We start from the raw sequence: 14,895 nt of genomic DNA on the forward strand, positions 1-14,895 counted from the left end.
GATATTCTTTTTTAAATCCCAATGTTTAGAAATGTGGGGCTTTTTAGGTCTTCTAAGATCTCACTTAATGATTCGTTGCTAATTTTGCTGTAAACTTCCTCAAACTTATTCTCTCTACCTTCTTTCATCTTTGCGAGTTCTCTGATTGCCGTGAAGAAGTTCTTGAGCTCTTTGTCTTCTTCGAAGGCATTCACTAAAACGTCAATGTTTTCATAAACTTCTCTGTAGAGCTTCTCGTTGAATAGATCTTTTACAAACTCAGTTAATGTGTCAAATGCAAATTCAAAAAGCTCTTCATTTTCCTCAGCTTTTGCAAGTGCAAGGCTTAGCGATTTGAATGCGCCTTTATAATCCTCCCTGCCCGCATATACTTCAGCCTCGATCAACCTTGCATTTATTTCAATGTCTGTATCTCTTGGGGTCTTCAAGACCTCTTTAATCAGTTCCTCAGCTTTTTTATCTTCCCCTTTTTCATAGTAGAAGTGGGCAAGATCAATTAGGCTTATTAGGTAGTTTTTTTCATCCCCTAATTCCTCAAATAGTGTTCTTGCTTTCTCCATAAGCTCAATTGCCTTATCCAAATCACCAAGCTCTTCGTAGTTTACTGCCATGTGTGCTAAGGTTAACGCCTCTTCTTTTTTGTCGCCTCTTTTTCTTTCCAGCTCTAATAACTTTTCATAGACATCTATCGCTTTATCTGGCATGCCAAAATGCTCATAGGCATCTGCCAAGTAATACAATGCTTCGCTGTACTTCTCTTCATCACCTTTATGCTTCTCTGCAATTTTCTTGTAAACTTCAATGCCTTTTTCAATCTCATCAAGGTGTGCATAAATGTGTGCAATTTCATGAGCGAGCTCATAGGCTAACTCACCTTCACACTCCAAAGCTAAATCCTCAAGTTTTTTGAGCAGTTCTCTAAGCTCATCCTCTTTTTCGATCTCTTCAAGGTAATCGTCAAGATGCTCAAGAACTGCTTCACAGTCTTTCCTTTTTAGGGCTTTTTCAAACTCCTTCATGACTCTCACCATCAATGGTTTGTTATGTTGAGGTTAAAAATCTATGGCAAAGTGTCTATAAGGGAATCTCGTTAGTGTTTTAGATTAGAAATCATGTTTCCTGATGCGTAAAATGATAGTAGGTTCCTATTTCATCAAAAAGACTTGATATTGTGTCTGGACATTCTACATTTGTAATCGAAAAATTTATAAATAATCCAAAGGAACCTATGAGTGGAAACAACAAATTGTGAATAAAAGCTGTTATGGTATAATTTAAAAAATTAAAGGAGGTGGGCGGAGATGGCCCAGCTCGCAGGACAACCAATCTTAATTCTGCCTGAGGGAACTCAGAGATATGTTGGTAAGGACGCCCAGAGGTTGAACATCTTGGCTGCAAGGATTGTTGCTGAGACCGTTAGAACAACTTTAGGACCAAAAGGAATGGACAAAATGCTCGTTGACAGCCTTGGCGACATCGTTATCACAAACGACGGTGCAACTATTCTCGATGAGATGGACATCCAGCACCCAGCTGCAAAGATGATGGTTGAAGTCGCAAAGACCCAGGACAAGGAGGCTGGTGACGGTACAACCACAGCAGTTGTTATTGCCGGTGAGCTCCTCAGGAAAGCTGAAGAGCTGCTCGACCAGAACATTCACCCAAGCATCATCGTCAAGGGTTACACAATGGCTGCCGAGAAAGCACAGGAGATACTTGACAGCATCGCAAAGGATGTCGATGTCAACGATGAAGAGACACTCCTCAAGGCAGCAATCACCGCAATCACTGGAAAGGCAGCTGAGGAGGAGAGGGAGTACTTGGCAAAGCTTGCCGTCGAGGCTGTCAAGCAGGTTGCAGAGAAGGTTGGCGACAAATACCATGTGGACATTGACAACATCAAGCTTGAGAAGAAGGAGGGTGGAAGCGTTAAAGATACAAAGCTCATCAAGGGTGTTGTAATCGACAAAGAGAGGGTCCACCCAGGAATGCCAAAGAGGGTTGAGGGAGCTAAGATTGCACTCATCAACGATGCAATTGAGGTCAAGGAGACAGAGACAGATGCTGAGATCAGAATCACAAGCCCAGAGCAACTCCAGGCATTCCTCGAGCAGGAGGAGAGAATGCTCAAGGAGATGGTTGACAAGATCGTTGCAACAGGAGCAAACGTTGTCTTCTGCCAGAAAGGTATTGATGATTTAGCACAGCACTATTTGGCTAAGGCTGGAATCCTGGCAGTGAGGAGAGTTAAGAAGAGTGACATGGAGAAGTTAGCAAAAGCAACAGGAGCCAAGATAGTCACAAACATCAGAGACCTCACACCAGATGACCTCGGTTACGCAGAGGTCGTTGAGGAGAGAAAGGTCGCTGGCGAGAACATGATCTTCGTCGAGGGTTGCAAGAATCCAAAGGCAGTGACAATCCTCATCAGGGGTGGAACAGAGCACGTCGTTGATGAAGTCGAGAGAGCAATGGAGGATGCAATCAAGGTTGTCAAGGACATCGTCGAGGATGGAAAGATCGTCGCAGGTGGTGGAGCAAGCGAGATCGAGCTCAGCGTCAAGCTCGACGAGTATGCTAAAGAAGTCGGTGGAAAGGAGCAGCTCGCCATCGAGGCATTCGCCGAGGCACTCAAGGTAATTCCAAGAACATTAGCAGAGAACGCTGGACTTGACCCAATCGAGACACTCGTTAAGGTCATCGCAGCCCACAAGGAGAAGGGACCAACAGTCGGTGTTGACGTCTTCGCAGGAGAGCCAGCGGACATGATGGAGAGAGGCGTTATCGAGCCAGTTAGGGTTAAGAAGCAGGCAATCAAGAGCGCAAGCGAAGCAGCAATCATGATCCTCAGAATCGACGACGTCATAGCAGCACAGAAGCTTGAGAAGGAGAAGGAAGGAGAGAAGGGAGGAGGAAGTGAAGACTTCAGCAGCGACCTTGACTGATTCCTCTAACTTTTCTTCTTAAGTTTTCTTTTGAAAATCCTTGGTGAATTTTAAAATACCCTTTTGGTCGTTTTGAAATGCCGTATATTCAAAGAAGATCTCTTTTGGCTTTTGGAGCATTTCTTTTAAAAGCAGCTAAAAAGTTTTAAGGCATGAACTTAACACTTTTATATTTCGTCTGAAATAACCCAATTGGGGGTGAGCAAACTATGGAAGTTATTGAAGCTATTTATGAGGACGGTATTTTGAAACCACTGAAGAAACTCAATCTTAAGGAGAAGGAAAAGGTAATCCTTGTAATTAGGGAGAAGGTCATTGATGATGATTTCATTACCCTCATTGAAGAGCTCAGCAAGAAGGTTCCAAAAGTTGAAAATGCATCTAAACTTCTGGAGGAAGAAAGGAAATGATTGTGCTCGATGCTAATATTTTAATTGATGCTCTCTTTGAAAAGAACGAGGAAAGACGAAATCTCGCTCTAGATCTCTTTCAAGCTATCAAGGGAAAAACAGTATATGTCCCAAGAATCTTTATTGTTGAAGTGGTTTCGATTGCAAAAAGACTTGGAATAGGACTGAGCTTAGAAGAGCTGTTCACATTGGTGGAAAGATTTAACATCAAGGAGGAGAATGAAATTTTTAATTTGGCAGTTTATATAGCAGAAAATGTTCATCCCAGAGCTGTTGATTCGTATTATATTGCAACTGCCATCTTGACTGGTAGTATTGTTATTTCAAATGATAAAACATTAGTAAAGAACTGCAAAAAGGCAGGTATAAAAGCATTCTACTTGGTTGAAGAGCACAAAGAGGCTTTAAATTACCTCAACAAATATATTCGATCATAATCTTATTTCAATCTCTCCCTCAAGCTTCCTCAGCTTTTCCTTGGCTCTTCTCAGCTGGGCGTTGGCTAAGTTAACTATCTTCGCAATGTATTCTTCACTCACCCAAAGGGCACCATTTTCTCCTAAGGGAACGTCCATTCTTTCTGTCGAGCGTATTTCAACTACAAGCTTCTTGTGGCTGATGCTCTTGATGTTTGAATGCTTGAACCCGCAATTCACAGCTAAATTTAAAAGCTCAACAGCATCTTCCAGTGTTTTGGCAGAAACGTGAATTATCGGGCTGTGAAGCATGAACCAGAGCATCCCAGAGTTGTGCTTCTTGACCGCTGTTAAGACTTCTTCAGGAGAAACCTCTCTGTGCCACTTGCCAAGCCATTCAGCGTTAACCTTATCTCCAAACTCTGGCATCTGCATTACCGCTATTCTTCCAGAGCATGAAGATGTTGTGAAGTAGTTTGGAAGGGAGTTTATTTTTTCTAAAAGAGGAATTATGTCCTCATCGACTAACCCCTTATCTAAGGCTTCGCTCAGACTTTCCATTGCTTTTCGCTTTTGGAGTTCAAAGTTCTTCTCGTAGAGGAACATGAAGGTAAATTTGTGAAGGTGTTTAAAAAGATTGACATAACCTTTAAGCAAAGGGTATGAATGCTCCCTTTTTCTTTACAAACTCCACAAACCTCTTGTAAGTTGGATGTGCACCCAAAGTTTCGCTGTCTCCAATAGCTATCAACTTGCGCTTTGCCCTTGTTAGAGAAACGTTTAGCCTTCTCAAATCAGTTAAAAATCCAAGCTCGCCCTTTTTATTGGAGCGAACGAATGAAAGAATAATAACTTCTTTCTCCCTCCCCTGATACCCGTCAACGGTTTTTACTTCAATTTCATCGTTTTCTATGAGTGAGCTTATTAAATCTCTCTGGTCATCATAAGGCGTTATAACTCCAATTGACTCTGGCCTAATACCCATTCTTAACAATCTTTTTACTATCTCCTTAACGAGCTTTGCTTCCAGCGGATTCTCCCTTGAAAGCGAACCTTTCCTCTGCCTTTCCCACTTTTCCGGATGTTTGGATGTGTCAACAAAGACTAAGGGTTCTTTTGGATTTAAGATGGAATCCCAGGGCTCTCCAAAATGGAAAACCCTAATGCCCAAATCGAGCAGAGTTATGTTTTTAACGCCATCATAAGCCTTAATTCTTCCATTGTAAAATTCTCTGCTTGGGAACTCCATGAGTCTTTCATTCATTCTGTACTGGATTTCAAGCATCTTTGCCTTTGATGGGTAAAGTTTAATAAGCTTTTCAAAGAGCGTTTCGCTGAGTTCCTTTGCTTCCTCACTCAAAATCGTTGGGGGTAATTGCTTATGATCCCCAGCTAAGATGAATTTTTTGGCTTTTGCTATTGGGATTAAAACGCTTGGAATTGTTGCCTGCGAAGCTTCATCCACAACAGCGACATCAAAGTTAATATCCTTTATGAAATCAAGAGCCGCTGAAGAGTTTGTGCTTAAAACAACATCTGCTTTTGATATTACCTCCCTTATTATTTCTTCCTCAAGCTTTTTGGCTTCATCATACAGCTTTTGAACTTTCTCGTTAAATGCTATCCATTGGGCCATTGATTTCACAACTCTTGCTGGAATTCCTCTTGCTCCTATTCCTCTCTCTGCGAGCCTTAGAATTTGCCTATCTGTAAGACCTCTCCGCCATTGAGGTGTTGGTTTTGTACACTGATCTCTGAGCATTGCCAACCTTTCAGCCTTGCTCCTAAGCTCTTTCACCCTCCTAAACTTCTCGTGGGTTTCAACCTGATAAGCCAGTGTTGATTCCTTTAGGTGCTTTGATACCCTGGAAGGATGTCCCAAGCGAACGAGCTTAACTTTTCCCCATAAGCGCTCGACTAAGTTATCAACGGCTACGTTGCTCTCTGCAGTCGCCAGAACTTTCTTCCCTCTTTTTACTTCTTGAAGAATAACTTCAGCAAGTGTTCTTGTCTTTCCAGTGCCGAAGGGGCCGTGTATCAGGAAGAAGTCTTCGCCCCCCAAAGCGAAGCTTACAGCCTTCCTTTGGCTTTCGTTTAGCTGCTTATCAAATGGTTTAAATTCAACCTCAACACTTTCTTTGGGCTTTTCTAATCCAAGAGCGAATCTTAATGCCTGCTTTCCGCTTTTGCTGAGCCTTTCAAGGTTTTCCATCTGCCTCTTGAAGGTTACATCATTGGCATAGAGGTCGATTCTAACGTTTCTTAACGCCCAAGAAGGAACAGTCTCAAGGGCAACGACAAGAAAGCGCTTTCCCTTTTCAGTAACAGTCCCAATTAAATCACTTGCCAAAGGATTTCCCCTGCTTATCACAACCAAATCTCCAACGCTGATTTCAGTCTTTATCTCCTGCTTTCTGCCGTATTTAACGAGTTTGTATCCAAACTCTTCGCCGATGATTTTTCCATTTAAGCCAAGAACAGCTCTTCCCACTTTTTCTCTCTCATAGCCAGTTAGCTTTCTCATCTCCTCTCGCATAGCCTCTATCTCTGCCTCTCGCTCAAGCTCAACAAGCTCTTTGAGATGGTTAATGTATCGAACTATGTTCATTTATTCCACGCTCCCTCATATCTAACTCTCGATCTTCATTAAAAGCGTTGGGTTATCTAACCATAAATTATTTAAAGTTGAATTATTTAAAGTTGAATAATGCGGTGATGCATAATGGAGAATCCATTTATATTTGGAGAACCCGCTAAAGGTGAGAAATTCATAGATCGAAAAAGAGAGCTTGAGAGGCTTAGGAATTACATCATAAATGCAAGAAATGTGATCATATATTCGCCAAGAAGATTTGGCAAAACATCTCTCATATTGAAGGTGCTTGAAGAACTGAAAGGGGATATAATTCCCATTTTTATTGATTGTTATTCAGTAACCTCTGAAAAAGACCTTGCAAGCAGGCTTACAAAAAAAGTTCTCCAGCATTACAAGGGAAAGGAGATATGGTATGCTGTAAAGAAGCTATTCCAAAATATAACCCCAAAAATTACAATTGAAACGACACCCAGCGTACAAATTGAAATCAGTTATGAAGGTGTTGAAAATTGGGAGGAAGCGTTAGATTTACCCCAGAAGTTGGCGTTAGACAAAGGTAAGAGGGTTGTTGTAGTTTTTGATGAATTTCAGGAACTTGCAAAATTTGATAATTTGCTTAAACTCCTGCGGTCAAGATTTCAGCATCACGATAAAGTCAGCTACATCTTTATTGGAAGCAAAAGGCACTTAATGGAATGGATATTTAAGTCAAAGGAAAGTCCGTTTTATAATTTCGGTGCGCACATTACTCTCAAGGAGATACCTAAGAAGGAATTTGAGATATACATCCAGGATGCATTTAAAAGAGGGAATATTAAAATTAAAGAGCATGTTGTGGATTTGATACTCTCTTTGACACGATGCCACCCATATTACACACAAAGACTTTGCTTTGAGCTTTGGTATGTTGGAACGCTTAAAAAGGTGGTGGACGAAAAAGATGTGGAAAAAACCTTAAGTGAGCTTATATCAGATTTAGAAGATTCTTATCTACTAATTTGGGAGTCTTTGACTCCGAACCAAAGAAAAGCTCTACTCGCAGTAGCCAAAGGAGAAGAAGACCTATTTTCAGGAGAATTCTTACGTAAATATGACTTTAAAAGCCCAGCAAGTGTACAATCTGCCTTGAGAAAGCTTGTGGAAAAGGAGTTAGTTACCAAAATTGGAGAGGCATACAAGGTATCAGACGTTTTCATGGAGTACTGGTTGAAAAAACGGTTCCTTGAAGAATAGTATTTTGTTTTGGTGGGCCCGCGGGGCTTCGAACCCCGGACCTCCCGCTTATCAGGCGGGCGCTCTGACCAGGCTGAGCCACGGGCCCTCTTCAACTGGTGCCCCGGCCGGGATTTGAACCCGGGTCGCGGGATCGAGAGTCCCGCATGATTGACCGGGCTACACCACCGGGGCGCCGATAATCCTAAGCTCTGTCAAATTTATAAATTTTTCGGTAATTTGGGCATTGCTTACTCTTGGCTTCCGTAATCCTTATATCCTCTTCTTTCAACATTAATGTACTGGCGTGGGGTGAGTGTTATGAAAGTTTTGATAATGGCTGGCGGTTATGCTACTCGTCTGTGGCCCATTACAAAGGATAATCCAAAAGCACTGCTTCCTCTGGGAGACAGGTACATCATAGACTACATCCTTGAAAAAACAAAGGAGCTGGGCTTAGAGGTTTATGTATCAACCAACAGATTCTTTGCGAAGTACTTTGAGGAGTGGAGCAGGGATAAGGATGTCGAGCTCTTGGTTGAAGATACATTTCACGAAGAGGAGAAGCTCGGCACCATTGGAGCCCTACAAGAAGCGATAAGCAAGCTCGGTTTGGATGATTATCTCATCATCGCTGGAGATAATCTATTCTCCTTCAGCTTGAAGGACTTCTTGGACAAATACAATGGAAAAACGCTGATAGCTGTCTATGATGTTGGTGACTTCGAGCTTGCGAAGAGGTATGGTGTTGTTCTTCTTGAGGGAGATAAGGTGATTGATTTTGAAGAAAAACCAGTAAAGCCCAAATCAACCCTCATAAGCACTGGAGTCTATGTATTTCCAAGAGAGATAATGGGAGTGATACCCCAGTACTTGGAAGAGGGCAACAAAGACTCTCCAGGCTACTTTATTCAGTGGCTCCTATCTAAAGGGACTGAGATTTATGCATACAAATTCGATGAGTACTGGTATGACATCGGAAGTGCGGACAGCTATCTTGAGGCTTTGAAGACCCTTTTGAGGGAGAGCTACATTGAGGAGATACAGATAAGCCCTTATGCGAAAATTATTTCCCCTGTTGTTATAAAGAGGGGAGCAAAGATCCTTGGAAGGTCAATAATTGGGCCATATGCCTACATTGGTGAGGGATGTGTTGTTGAGAATTCTGACATAAGCGACTCAATAATTTTTAAAAACACCATAATAAGGAATTCAACAATCTGGCGTTCGATCATTGATGAGAAGTGTGAGATAAGGAATTTAGAGCTTAAGAAGAGCTTAGTCGGTGGGCATGCGAAGATACAAAGGGGAGACTAATTAATAAAAATGAGGGGCACCGCATAGAATTCGACCTTTAAACGGAGTTTCACCCTGAAGCAAAGCTTACATCCCATCCAAACCCTGCAGCTCTGGGCAAACTGCAGAATTTGTTCAGGCTATAAACCTTGGATCGAGATGAAGCTTCGTTTTTGGTCTCTTTTCTATACAGTGCCCCTCACTATACAGCTCTCGCTTAACATATATAAAGCTTTCTTGTTTTTAATGCTTGTTTTAATTAAAGTTTTAATTTAGAATAATAAAACAAAACTCTCCAAGATAGTGGATGAACTTTTCGCTCATTTTACGATTGTCATATAATTGAATCTTTACTCCTCAGGTGGGCAAAAAGCTTATATATCATCGGCAGTGCTTAATTAAATGTAATTAAATGTCATTAAAGCTGGAGGTGATTTGAATGGGAGAGGATGAAAGAAAATACACAACAGTCTCAATTCCGAAGCCCCTCTATGAGAAGATAAAGAAGAGAATTGAGGGAACAGGCTTTACATCAGTCTCTGACTACGTTACATATGTTCTGAGGGAAGTGCTGGCAAGCTTGGAGGAAGAGGAGAAGGAAGAGGTCTTCAGTGAAGAGGAGGAGGAAAAGGTTAAGGAAAGACTTAGGGCTCTCGGCTATCTCGACTGACTTCTGTTAATTTTTATTTGGGTGATTGGAATGGTTTCTAAGCCACATGGTGGGAAATTAGTTAGGAGAATAGCTGCTCCAAAAACGAGGGAAAGAATCATAGGCGAGCAGAGGGAATATCCGAAGGCTGAAGTTGACCACGGAAGAGCAATTGACCTTGAAAATATAGCCCATGGTATTTATTCCCCACTTAAGGGCTTTTTAACGAGCGATGATTTTCAATCTGTTTTGGATCATATGAGGCTTAGCGATGACACCCCATGGACAATCCCGATTGTTCTTGACGTGGAAAAGCCTGAATTTGAAGAGGGTGATGCAATTCTGCTTTACTATGATGATCTGCCTATAGCGAGGATGCATGTTGAGGAGATTTATACCTACGATAAGAAAGAATTCGCCCAGAAGGTTTTCAAAACAACTGACCCCAATCATCCTGGGGTTGCTAAGGTCTATGGGATGGGCAAATATTTAGTTGGCGGCGAGATTGAGCTTTTGAACGAGCTGCCAAATCCTTTTGCGAAGTACACCCTCAGGCCAGTTGAGACAAGGGTTCTGTTTAAGGAGAGGGGATGGAAGACAATAGTTGCCTTCCAGACAAGGAACGTTCCCCACATGGGGCATGAGTACGTTCAAAAAGCTGCGCTGACTTTCGTCGATGGTCTATTCATAAACCCTGTCTTAGGAAAGAAGAAGAGAGGAGATTATAGGGATGAGGTAATCATCAAAGCCTATGAGGTTCTGTTCAAGCACTACTACCCAAGGGATGCAGCAACACTCGCAACCGTCAGGTATGAAATGAGATATGCTGGACCGAGAGAGGCAATACACCATGCAATCATGAGGAAGAACTTTGGGGCGACGCACTTCATAGTTGGAAGGGATCATGCTGGGGTAGGTGACTACTATGGGCCATATGAAGCATGGGATCTGTTCGATGAGTTTCCGGATTTGGGCATAACCCCGATGTTCATACGAGAGGCTTTTTACTGCAAAAGATGCGGCGGAATGGTCAACGCTAAAATCTGCCCGCACAGCGAGGAGTTCCACGTGAGGATAAGCGGAACAAAGCTCAGGAAGATGATAATGAGCGGTGAAAAGCCTCCTGAATATATGATGAGGCCAGAAGTTTACGAGGTCATAAGGAGCTTTGAAAATCCATTCGTGGAGTGATGTGAATGCTTATAATCCACCACTGGGACACCGACGGCATAACATCGGCAGCTTTAGTTGCTAAAGCTCTTGACTTAGAGGAGTTTGAAAATTTAAGTCCCCCTATTGGGGAGTTCAGACTTGATGAGAGAATCAGAAAAGCAGTTGAAAAAGCTGACACGGTTTACGTGCTCGACTTGAATCTGCCAAACGAAGTTGAAGACATTGATAAGGAGACGGTCTTCATCGATCACCACATACAGCCCAAAATCGGGAATCCAAAAGTTAAGCAGATAAACCCGGCTTTGAATGGAGAATATGCTCCCTCAGCCTCTTTCGTTGTTTCCCAATATTTTGGCATTTGGAATGAATGGTCTGCTTTGGGTGCTTTGGGTGACATGGGCAAGAAAGCACTTGAACTCCCTAAAGTTAGAGAGCTTTTAAGGGGATTAACTGAAAACGAAGCCCTTAGATTGGTCCAGCTCCTTGATTCAAACTATGTGGTAATGGATAGGGAAGGTGTGGAAGAAGCTGTGGAGGTTCTCCTAACGCATAGCCTGAAAGAGCTTTTGGAGTATGAGCCCTGGGTTAAGAAAGCTGAGGCAATTGAAAAGACAATTAATGATGCAATTGGTAATTTGAAGCTTAGAGATGGATTTGCCTTTATAACCTTTGAGAGTCCCTTTAATGTGATCTCCAAAGTCGCAAGGAAAGCTGTCTGGGAGCTTGGATACAACGGAGCGGTGGTTGTGAACAGGGATTTTCACGGAAAAGCCCAGATATACTTTAGAATTTCCCCCAAGCTTGCTGAAAAAATAGATATGGGTGGAATAATTTTTGCTTTAAAGGAGAGAGGATTTAACGCCGGTGGAAAGAGGGAAGTTTTAGGGTGTATATGTGAAAAATCTAAAGCTGATGAAGTTTTGGATATAATTAACGCTCATCTGAGGTGATTGGAATGAATGAGATGTTAGAGAATGTTAAAAAAGTCTTTGTGATTGGTCTTGACTCTGCTCCACCCGAGCTTTTATTTAACAGATTTTTGGATGAGTTGCCTAACATAAAGTGGCTTGTAGAGAGGTCAATTTACGGTCCAATGAAGAGCACAATTCCCGCCATAACAATTCCAGCCTGGATGGTGATGGCAACGGGGAAAACCCCTGGTGAGCTTGGCTTGTACGGTTTTAGGCACAGGAAAAAGGGAACTTACAATGACATCTGGATTGCCCACAGCTTGATGGTCAAGGAGAAAGCAGTTTGGCACTACATAACCGAAAAGGGCAAAAAATCGGTTTTGGTTGGAATTCCACCGAGTTATCCTCCAAAGCCAGTTAATGGCTGGCTTATCTCCTGCTTCATCACACCAGATGCTTCCGTTGATTATACGTATCCAAAAGAGCTTAAGGGAGAAATTGAACGCTTAGTTGGTGAATATATCTTTGATGTGGTCTTTAGGAAAGAGAACAGGGATGAGGTTAAAGAGCAACTCTGGGAGATGACAGAAAAGCGGTTTGAAGTGATTAGATACCTCATTCAAGAGAAGGATTGGGACTACTTTGAGTTCGTTGAGATTGGTCTTGACAGAGTTCACCATGCATTCTGGAAGTACTTCGATGAGAACCATCACCTCTATCCTGGCAATGACAATCCATACAAGAACGTCATCCCCGATTATTATAAGCTCCTTGACAAAGAAATTGGAAAGACTTTGAAGCTTCTGGACTTGGATGAGACGGCTGTAATCATTGTTTCAGACCACGGAATAAAGGCAATGAAAGGTGCATTTGCAATCAACCAGTGGCTAATTGAGGAAGGTCTCTTGAAGATTAAGAATCCAGAGATTTTGAAGGAAGGAAGGCAGGTCAGATTCAACGAGCTCAAAGTTGACTGGAGCAAAACTATTGCATGGGCATGGGGCGGCTATTACTCCAGAGTTTTCCTCAACGTGAAGGGAAGGGAACCAATGGGAATAATTGAGCCCGAAAGGTATTACCAGGTTAGAGATGAGGTTGCCGAGCTGATAAAGAGCATAAGAGGACCAAACGGAGAAAAGTGGAACACTAAGGTGTTCTATCCTGAGGAGATTTATCCAGTTGCCAAAGGTGACAAGCCGGACATGATGGTTTATTTGGATGATTTGAACTGGAGAGCTGCAGGAACCCTCGGCTATGAAAGTCCCTATCTGTTAGAGAACGATTTAGGGCCGGATGATGCAGTTCATGCTGAGTATGGAGTTTTCTCCCTCTACCTGCCCGGCATGAGCGAAGCAAAGAGAACACAGCTAACAATCTACGACTTTGCTCCAACAGTACTCAAACTCTTTGGAATGAAAAAGCCTCTCATAGGGAGGAGTGTTGTGTGAGCGAAGATATAATCTATAACTTCGAAAGTTGATAAATACCCGAGGTGATGCAAATGAAAATTTCATATGATCCAAAGTATGATGTTATGTACATCAAGTTTTCAGATGCAAAAATAGTGGATACCGTTGAAGTCGATGAGGGGATTATCATAGACTACGGGGAGCATGGAGAAATCGTAGGTATAGAGATAATTAACGCATCAGTGAAGATCAAGCCGAAACCTCTGAGCGAGATAACCATAAAAATAGAAGAACAAGCTGCTCCTTAGGTGAATGCTATGGAGGGATTTACAATCTGGCTCACCGGTCCAAGCGGTGCTGGGAAGACAGTTTTAGCACATGCTTTAAAGAAGAAGCTAAAAGAAATGGGGTACAAGGTTGAAATCCTTGATGGAGATGTCATAAGGAAAACACTCTATCCAAACTTGGGCTTTTCCAAGGAAGCGAGGGAAATGCACAACAGGATAGTGATCTACATGGCAAAGCTCTTATCAAGGAATGGTGTCATAGCTATAGTTTCTCTGATTTCGCCGTATAGGGCTGTTAGGGAGTACGCAAGAAAGGAGATAGGTAGATTTATTGAGGTTTATGTATATGCGCCGTTGGAGGTCAGGATTCAGAGGGATCCAAAGGGATTATACAAGAAAGCCATGCGCGGTGAAATAAAGGGGTTAACTGGCTACGATGGAGTTTATGACGGCCAGTGAATTGTAATACGACTCACTATAGGGCGAATTGAATTTAGCGGCCGCGAATTCGCCCTTAGGCAGTGCTGAGGAAGGCTAGGGAGCTCGGTTACTTGAAATAATGTATAGGAGTATACAGAAATCGGGTGTGTTAGCAATGTTGTATAATAGTATACAAAATATTTAAATCTGATTAATTAGGTATAGTACTATACAGGTGATGTTATGTACCGCAGATTTGATCTTAATGAACTAAAGGAAATAATTGAAGAAGACTTAAAAGCCGGAGAAGAAGAATACCACAAAGAACGATACAACATAAGCTCAATTGCATTCTTAAGGCAATAGTGGGATATGTGACTATATAATTTATAAAGAACTCGGCATGCTGCTCAAACCATAATAAACGGTTTGAAATTCTAAGAAATTATTATCCTGAGCTTTATGAGATTGTTGACACTGACTTTGAAATTTACAGAGCTGCTTATATTTTCAAAATCCATAAAGAAGATGTCGAGAAGGTGAGAAAAGATGCTTGGCACCTCTATCAAAAAATTCAACGAAATTAAGAGAATTGCAAAAGAAATTGCAAACATTTACCCTCACATATTTGATGTGGTTCTTTATGGCTCTACAGTTAGAGGAAAAGAGAATCCTAGAGATTTAGACATCATTATCCTGTACAGGGATATCAAGAAACAGGATAGAGAATACTATAAAATCCCATTTGAATTCAGAAAAAAGCTTATTGAGCTTGGATACTCCAGAGAGGAGCTTGATGTAAAGGGTATTGCCATATGGGAACTTTTTGACCCCAACTTTTTTGCATCGTTGGGCATTTTAGCTGAGGGGTACTCCCTACTTCATGAAAAATTCCTTCATGAGTTACTTAATGGGGAAGCTTATGCAATGTTTCTTTATAAGTTGCCAAAAGATTGGACGCACAATGAGCTGAATAAGTTCCTGCATGCTTTAAAGGGAAGAGATGGGAAGTCAGGAGTTCTTGGGGAGTTGGGGGGCTTATATTTGTCGAGGGGAGTAGTTTTAATGCCTATTTGGAATACTGAAAGGTTTAAAAGGTTCTTAGAGCGCTGGAACGTCAAGTATGAGTACTCCCTAATAATAAAGACTACAACAATGGTATAAGGTGAGT

General features: G+C 41.9%; 15 protein-coding genes, 2 tRNA genes and 1 pseudogene. 13 read left to right on the forward strand and 5 right to left on the reverse strand.

The window, feature by feature from the left end; all coding sequences use genetic code 11:
- Nucleotides 1–11: 11 nt before the first annotated feature.
- The gene (locus TERMP_RS10150; protein WP_048159850.1) at nt 12–1,031 is read right to left on the reverse strand and encodes a tetratricopeptide repeat protein; all 1,020 of its coding nucleotides are present in this window, start codon (nt 1,029–1,031) and stop codon (nt 12–14) included.
- A 270-nt stretch (nt 1,032–1,301) separates the two neighbouring features.
- Here TERMP_RS10150 and thsB point away from each other — a divergent pair, with 270 nt between their 5' ends.
- The 3 genes from thsB to TERMP_RS10165 all read left to right on the forward strand — a co-directional run bounded on the left by thsB (nt 1,302) and on the right by TERMP_RS10165 (nt 3,792).
- Complete coding sequence (gene thsB, locus TERMP_RS10155; RefSeq protein ID WP_013468320.1) at nt 1,302–2,945, forward strand: thermosome subunit beta; 1,644 nt, start codon at nt 1,302–1,304, stop codon at nt 2,943–2,945.
- Nucleotides 2,946–3,154: 209 nt separating this feature from the next.
- Nucleotides 3,155–3,355, forward strand: a complete 201-nt coding sequence (locus TERMP_RS10160) for an antitoxin AF2212-like protein (protein ID WP_013468321.1) — start codon at nt 3,155–3,157, stop codon at nt 3,353–3,355.
- Entirely contained in the window at nt 3,352–3,792 is a 441-nt protein-coding gene (locus TERMP_RS10165) for a type II toxin-antitoxin system VapC family toxin (RefSeq protein ID WP_013468322.1), read from the forward strand. The genes TERMP_RS10160 and TERMP_RS10165 overlap by 4 nt, the downstream gene beginning before the upstream one ends.
- Here TERMP_RS10165 and taw3 read toward each other — a convergent pair.
- Nucleotides 3,787–4,377 (reverse strand): tRNA(Phe) 7-((3-amino-3-carboxypropyl)-4-demethylwyosine(37)-N(4))-methyltransferase Taw3, encoded by a 591-nt coding sequence (gene taw3 / locus TERMP_RS10170; RefSeq protein ID WP_013468323.1) that lies wholly within the window; start codon nt 4,375–4,377, stop codon nt 3,787–3,789. The two genes, TERMP_RS10165 and taw3, sit on opposite strands and share 6 nt — an antisense overlap.
- Nucleotides 4,378–4,420: 43 nt before the next feature.
- A complete protein-coding gene (locus TERMP_RS10175) occupies nt 4,421–6,379 on the reverse strand; it encodes an IGHMBP2 family helicase (RefSeq protein WP_013468324.1) in 1,959 nt (652 codons plus the stop codon).
- 114 nt (nt 6,380–6,493) lie between these two features.
- Between TERMP_RS10175 and TERMP_RS10180 the strand changes: the two genes are divergently transcribed.
- Nucleotides 6,494–7,600, forward strand: a complete 1,107-nt coding sequence (locus tag TERMP_RS10180; RefSeq protein WP_013468325.1) for an AAA family ATPase — start codon at nt 6,494–6,496, stop codon at nt 7,598–7,600.
- Between the two features lie 10 nt (nt 7,601–7,610).
- Here TERMP_RS10180 and TERMP_RS10185 read toward each other — a convergent pair.
- A tRNA-Ile gene (locus tag TERMP_RS10185) sits at nt 7,611–7,688 on the reverse strand.
- 8 nt (nt 7,689–7,696) lie between these two features.
- Nucleotides 7,697–7,774, reverse strand: a tRNA-Glu gene (locus tag TERMP_RS10190).
- A 126-nt stretch (nt 7,775–7,900) separates the two neighbouring features.
- Here TERMP_RS10190 and TERMP_RS10195 point away from each other — a divergent pair.
- From TERMP_RS10195 to TERMP_RS10230, 9 genes and pseudogenes are all read left to right on the forward strand, one after another.
- Nucleotides 7,901–8,896, forward strand: a complete 996-nt coding sequence (locus TERMP_RS10195) for a sugar phosphate nucleotidyltransferase (RefSeq protein WP_013468326.1) — start codon at nt 7,901–7,903, stop codon at nt 8,894–8,896.
- Nucleotides 8,897–9,314: 418 nt separating this feature from the next.
- The gene (locus tag TERMP_RS10200) at nt 9,315–9,545 is read left to right on the forward strand and encodes a ribbon-helix-helix domain-containing protein (protein WP_013468327.1); all 231 of its coding nucleotides are present in this window, start codon (nt 9,315–9,317) and stop codon (nt 9,543–9,545) included.
- Between the two features lie 30 nt (nt 9,546–9,575).
- On the forward strand, nt 9,576–10,715 hold the full coding sequence (gene sat, locus TERMP_RS10205) for a sulfate adenylyltransferase (RefSeq protein WP_013468328.1): 1,140 nt from the start codon (nt 9,576–9,578) through the stop codon (nt 10,713–10,715).
- Nucleotides 10,716–10,720: 5 nt separating this feature from the next.
- Nucleotides 10,721–11,647, forward strand: a complete 927-nt coding sequence (locus TERMP_RS10210; protein WP_013468329.1) for a DHH family phosphoesterase — start codon at nt 10,721–10,723, stop codon at nt 11,645–11,647.
- Between the two features lie 5 nt (nt 11,648–11,652).
- Nucleotides 11,653–13,056 (forward strand): alkaline phosphatase family protein, encoded by a 1,404-nt coding sequence (locus tag TERMP_RS10215; RefSeq protein ID WP_013468330.1) that lies wholly within the window; start codon nt 11,653–11,655, stop codon nt 13,054–13,056.
- A 53-nt stretch (nt 13,057–13,109) separates the two neighbouring features.
- Nucleotides 13,110–13,325 (forward strand): DUF2283 domain-containing protein, encoded by a 216-nt coding sequence (locus tag TERMP_RS10220; protein ID WP_013468331.1) that lies wholly within the window; start codon nt 13,110–13,112, stop codon nt 13,323–13,325.
- 9 nt (nt 13,326–13,334) lie between these two features.
- A pseudogene (cysC, locus tag TERMP_RS10225) lies at nt 13,335–13,754 on the forward strand (adenylyl-sulfate kinase); the annotation flags it as partial.
- Nucleotides 13,755–13,967: 213 nt separating this feature from the next.
- On the forward strand, nt 13,968–14,090 hold the full coding sequence (locus TERMP_RS11750) for a hypothetical protein (protein WP_013468333.1): 123 nt from the start codon (nt 13,968–13,970) through the stop codon (nt 14,088–14,090).
- Between the two features lie 183 nt (nt 14,091–14,273).
- Nucleotides 14,274–14,888, forward strand: a complete 615-nt coding sequence (locus TERMP_RS10230; protein WP_013468334.1) for a nucleotidyltransferase domain-containing protein — start codon at nt 14,274–14,276, stop codon at nt 14,886–14,888.
- Nucleotides 14,889–14,895: the final 7 nt, after the last annotated feature.

The organism is Thermococcus barophilus MP (assembly GCF_000151105.2).
Lineage (GTDB): Archaea > Methanobacteriota_B > Thermococci > Thermococcales > Thermococcaceae > Thermococcus_B > Thermococcus_B barophilus.

Bases quoted from the DNA above. Each gene is read 5' to 3' on its own strand.
- TERMP_RS10160 (WP_013468321.1), top strand. From the start codon at position 3,155: ATGGAAGTTATTGAAGCTATTTATGAGGACGGTATTTTGAAACCACTG.
- thsB (WP_013468320.1), top strand. From the start codon at position 1,302: ATGGCCCAGCTCGCAGGACAACCAATCTTAATTCTGCCTGAGGGAACT.
- taw3 (WP_013468323.1), bottom strand. From the start codon at position 4,377: ATGTTCCTCTACGAGAAGAACTTTGAACTCCAAAAGCGAAAAGCAATG.
- TERMP_RS10175 (WP_013468324.1), bottom strand. From the start codon at position 6,379: ATGAACATAGTTCGATACATTAACCATCTCAAAGAGCTTGTTGAGCTT.
- TERMP_RS10165 (WP_013468322.1), top strand. From the start codon at position 3,352: ATGATTGTGCTCGATGCTAATATTTTAATTGATGCTCTCTTTGAAAAG.
- TERMP_RS10150 (WP_048159850.1), bottom strand. From the start codon at position 1,031: ATGGTGAGAGTCATGAAGGAGTTTGAAAAAGCCCTAAAAAGGAAAGAC.
- TERMP_RS10215 (WP_013468330.1), top strand. From the start codon at position 11,653: ATGAATGAGATGTTAGAGAATGTTAAAAAAGTCTTTGTGATTGGTCTT.
- TERMP_RS10230 (WP_013468334.1), top strand. From the start codon at position 14,274: ATGCTTGGCACCTCTATCAAAAAATTCAACGAAATTAAGAGAATTGCA.
- TERMP_RS10220 (WP_013468331.1), top strand. From the start codon at position 13,110: ATGAAAATTTCATATGATCCAAAGTATGATGTTATGTACATCAAGTTT.
- TERMP_RS10210 (WP_013468329.1), top strand. From the start codon at position 10,721: ATGCTTATAATCCACCACTGGGACACCGACGGCATAACATCGGCAGCT.
- TERMP_RS10200 (WP_013468327.1), top strand. From the start codon at position 9,315: ATGGGAGAGGATGAAAGAAAATACACAACAGTCTCAATTCCGAAGCCC.
- TERMP_RS10195 (WP_013468326.1), top strand. From the start codon at position 7,901: ATGAAAGTTTTGATAATGGCTGGCGGTTATGCTACTCGTCTGTGGCCC.
- TERMP_RS11750 (WP_013468333.1), top strand. From the start codon at position 13,968: ATGTACCGCAGATTTGATCTTAATGAACTAAAGGAAATAATTGAAGAA.
- sat (WP_013468328.1), top strand. From the start codon at position 9,576: ATGGTTTCTAAGCCACATGGTGGGAAATTAGTTAGGAGAATAGCTGCT.
- TERMP_RS10180 (WP_013468325.1), top strand. From the start codon at position 6,494: ATGGAGAATCCATTTATATTTGGAGAACCCGCTAAAGGTGAGAAATTC.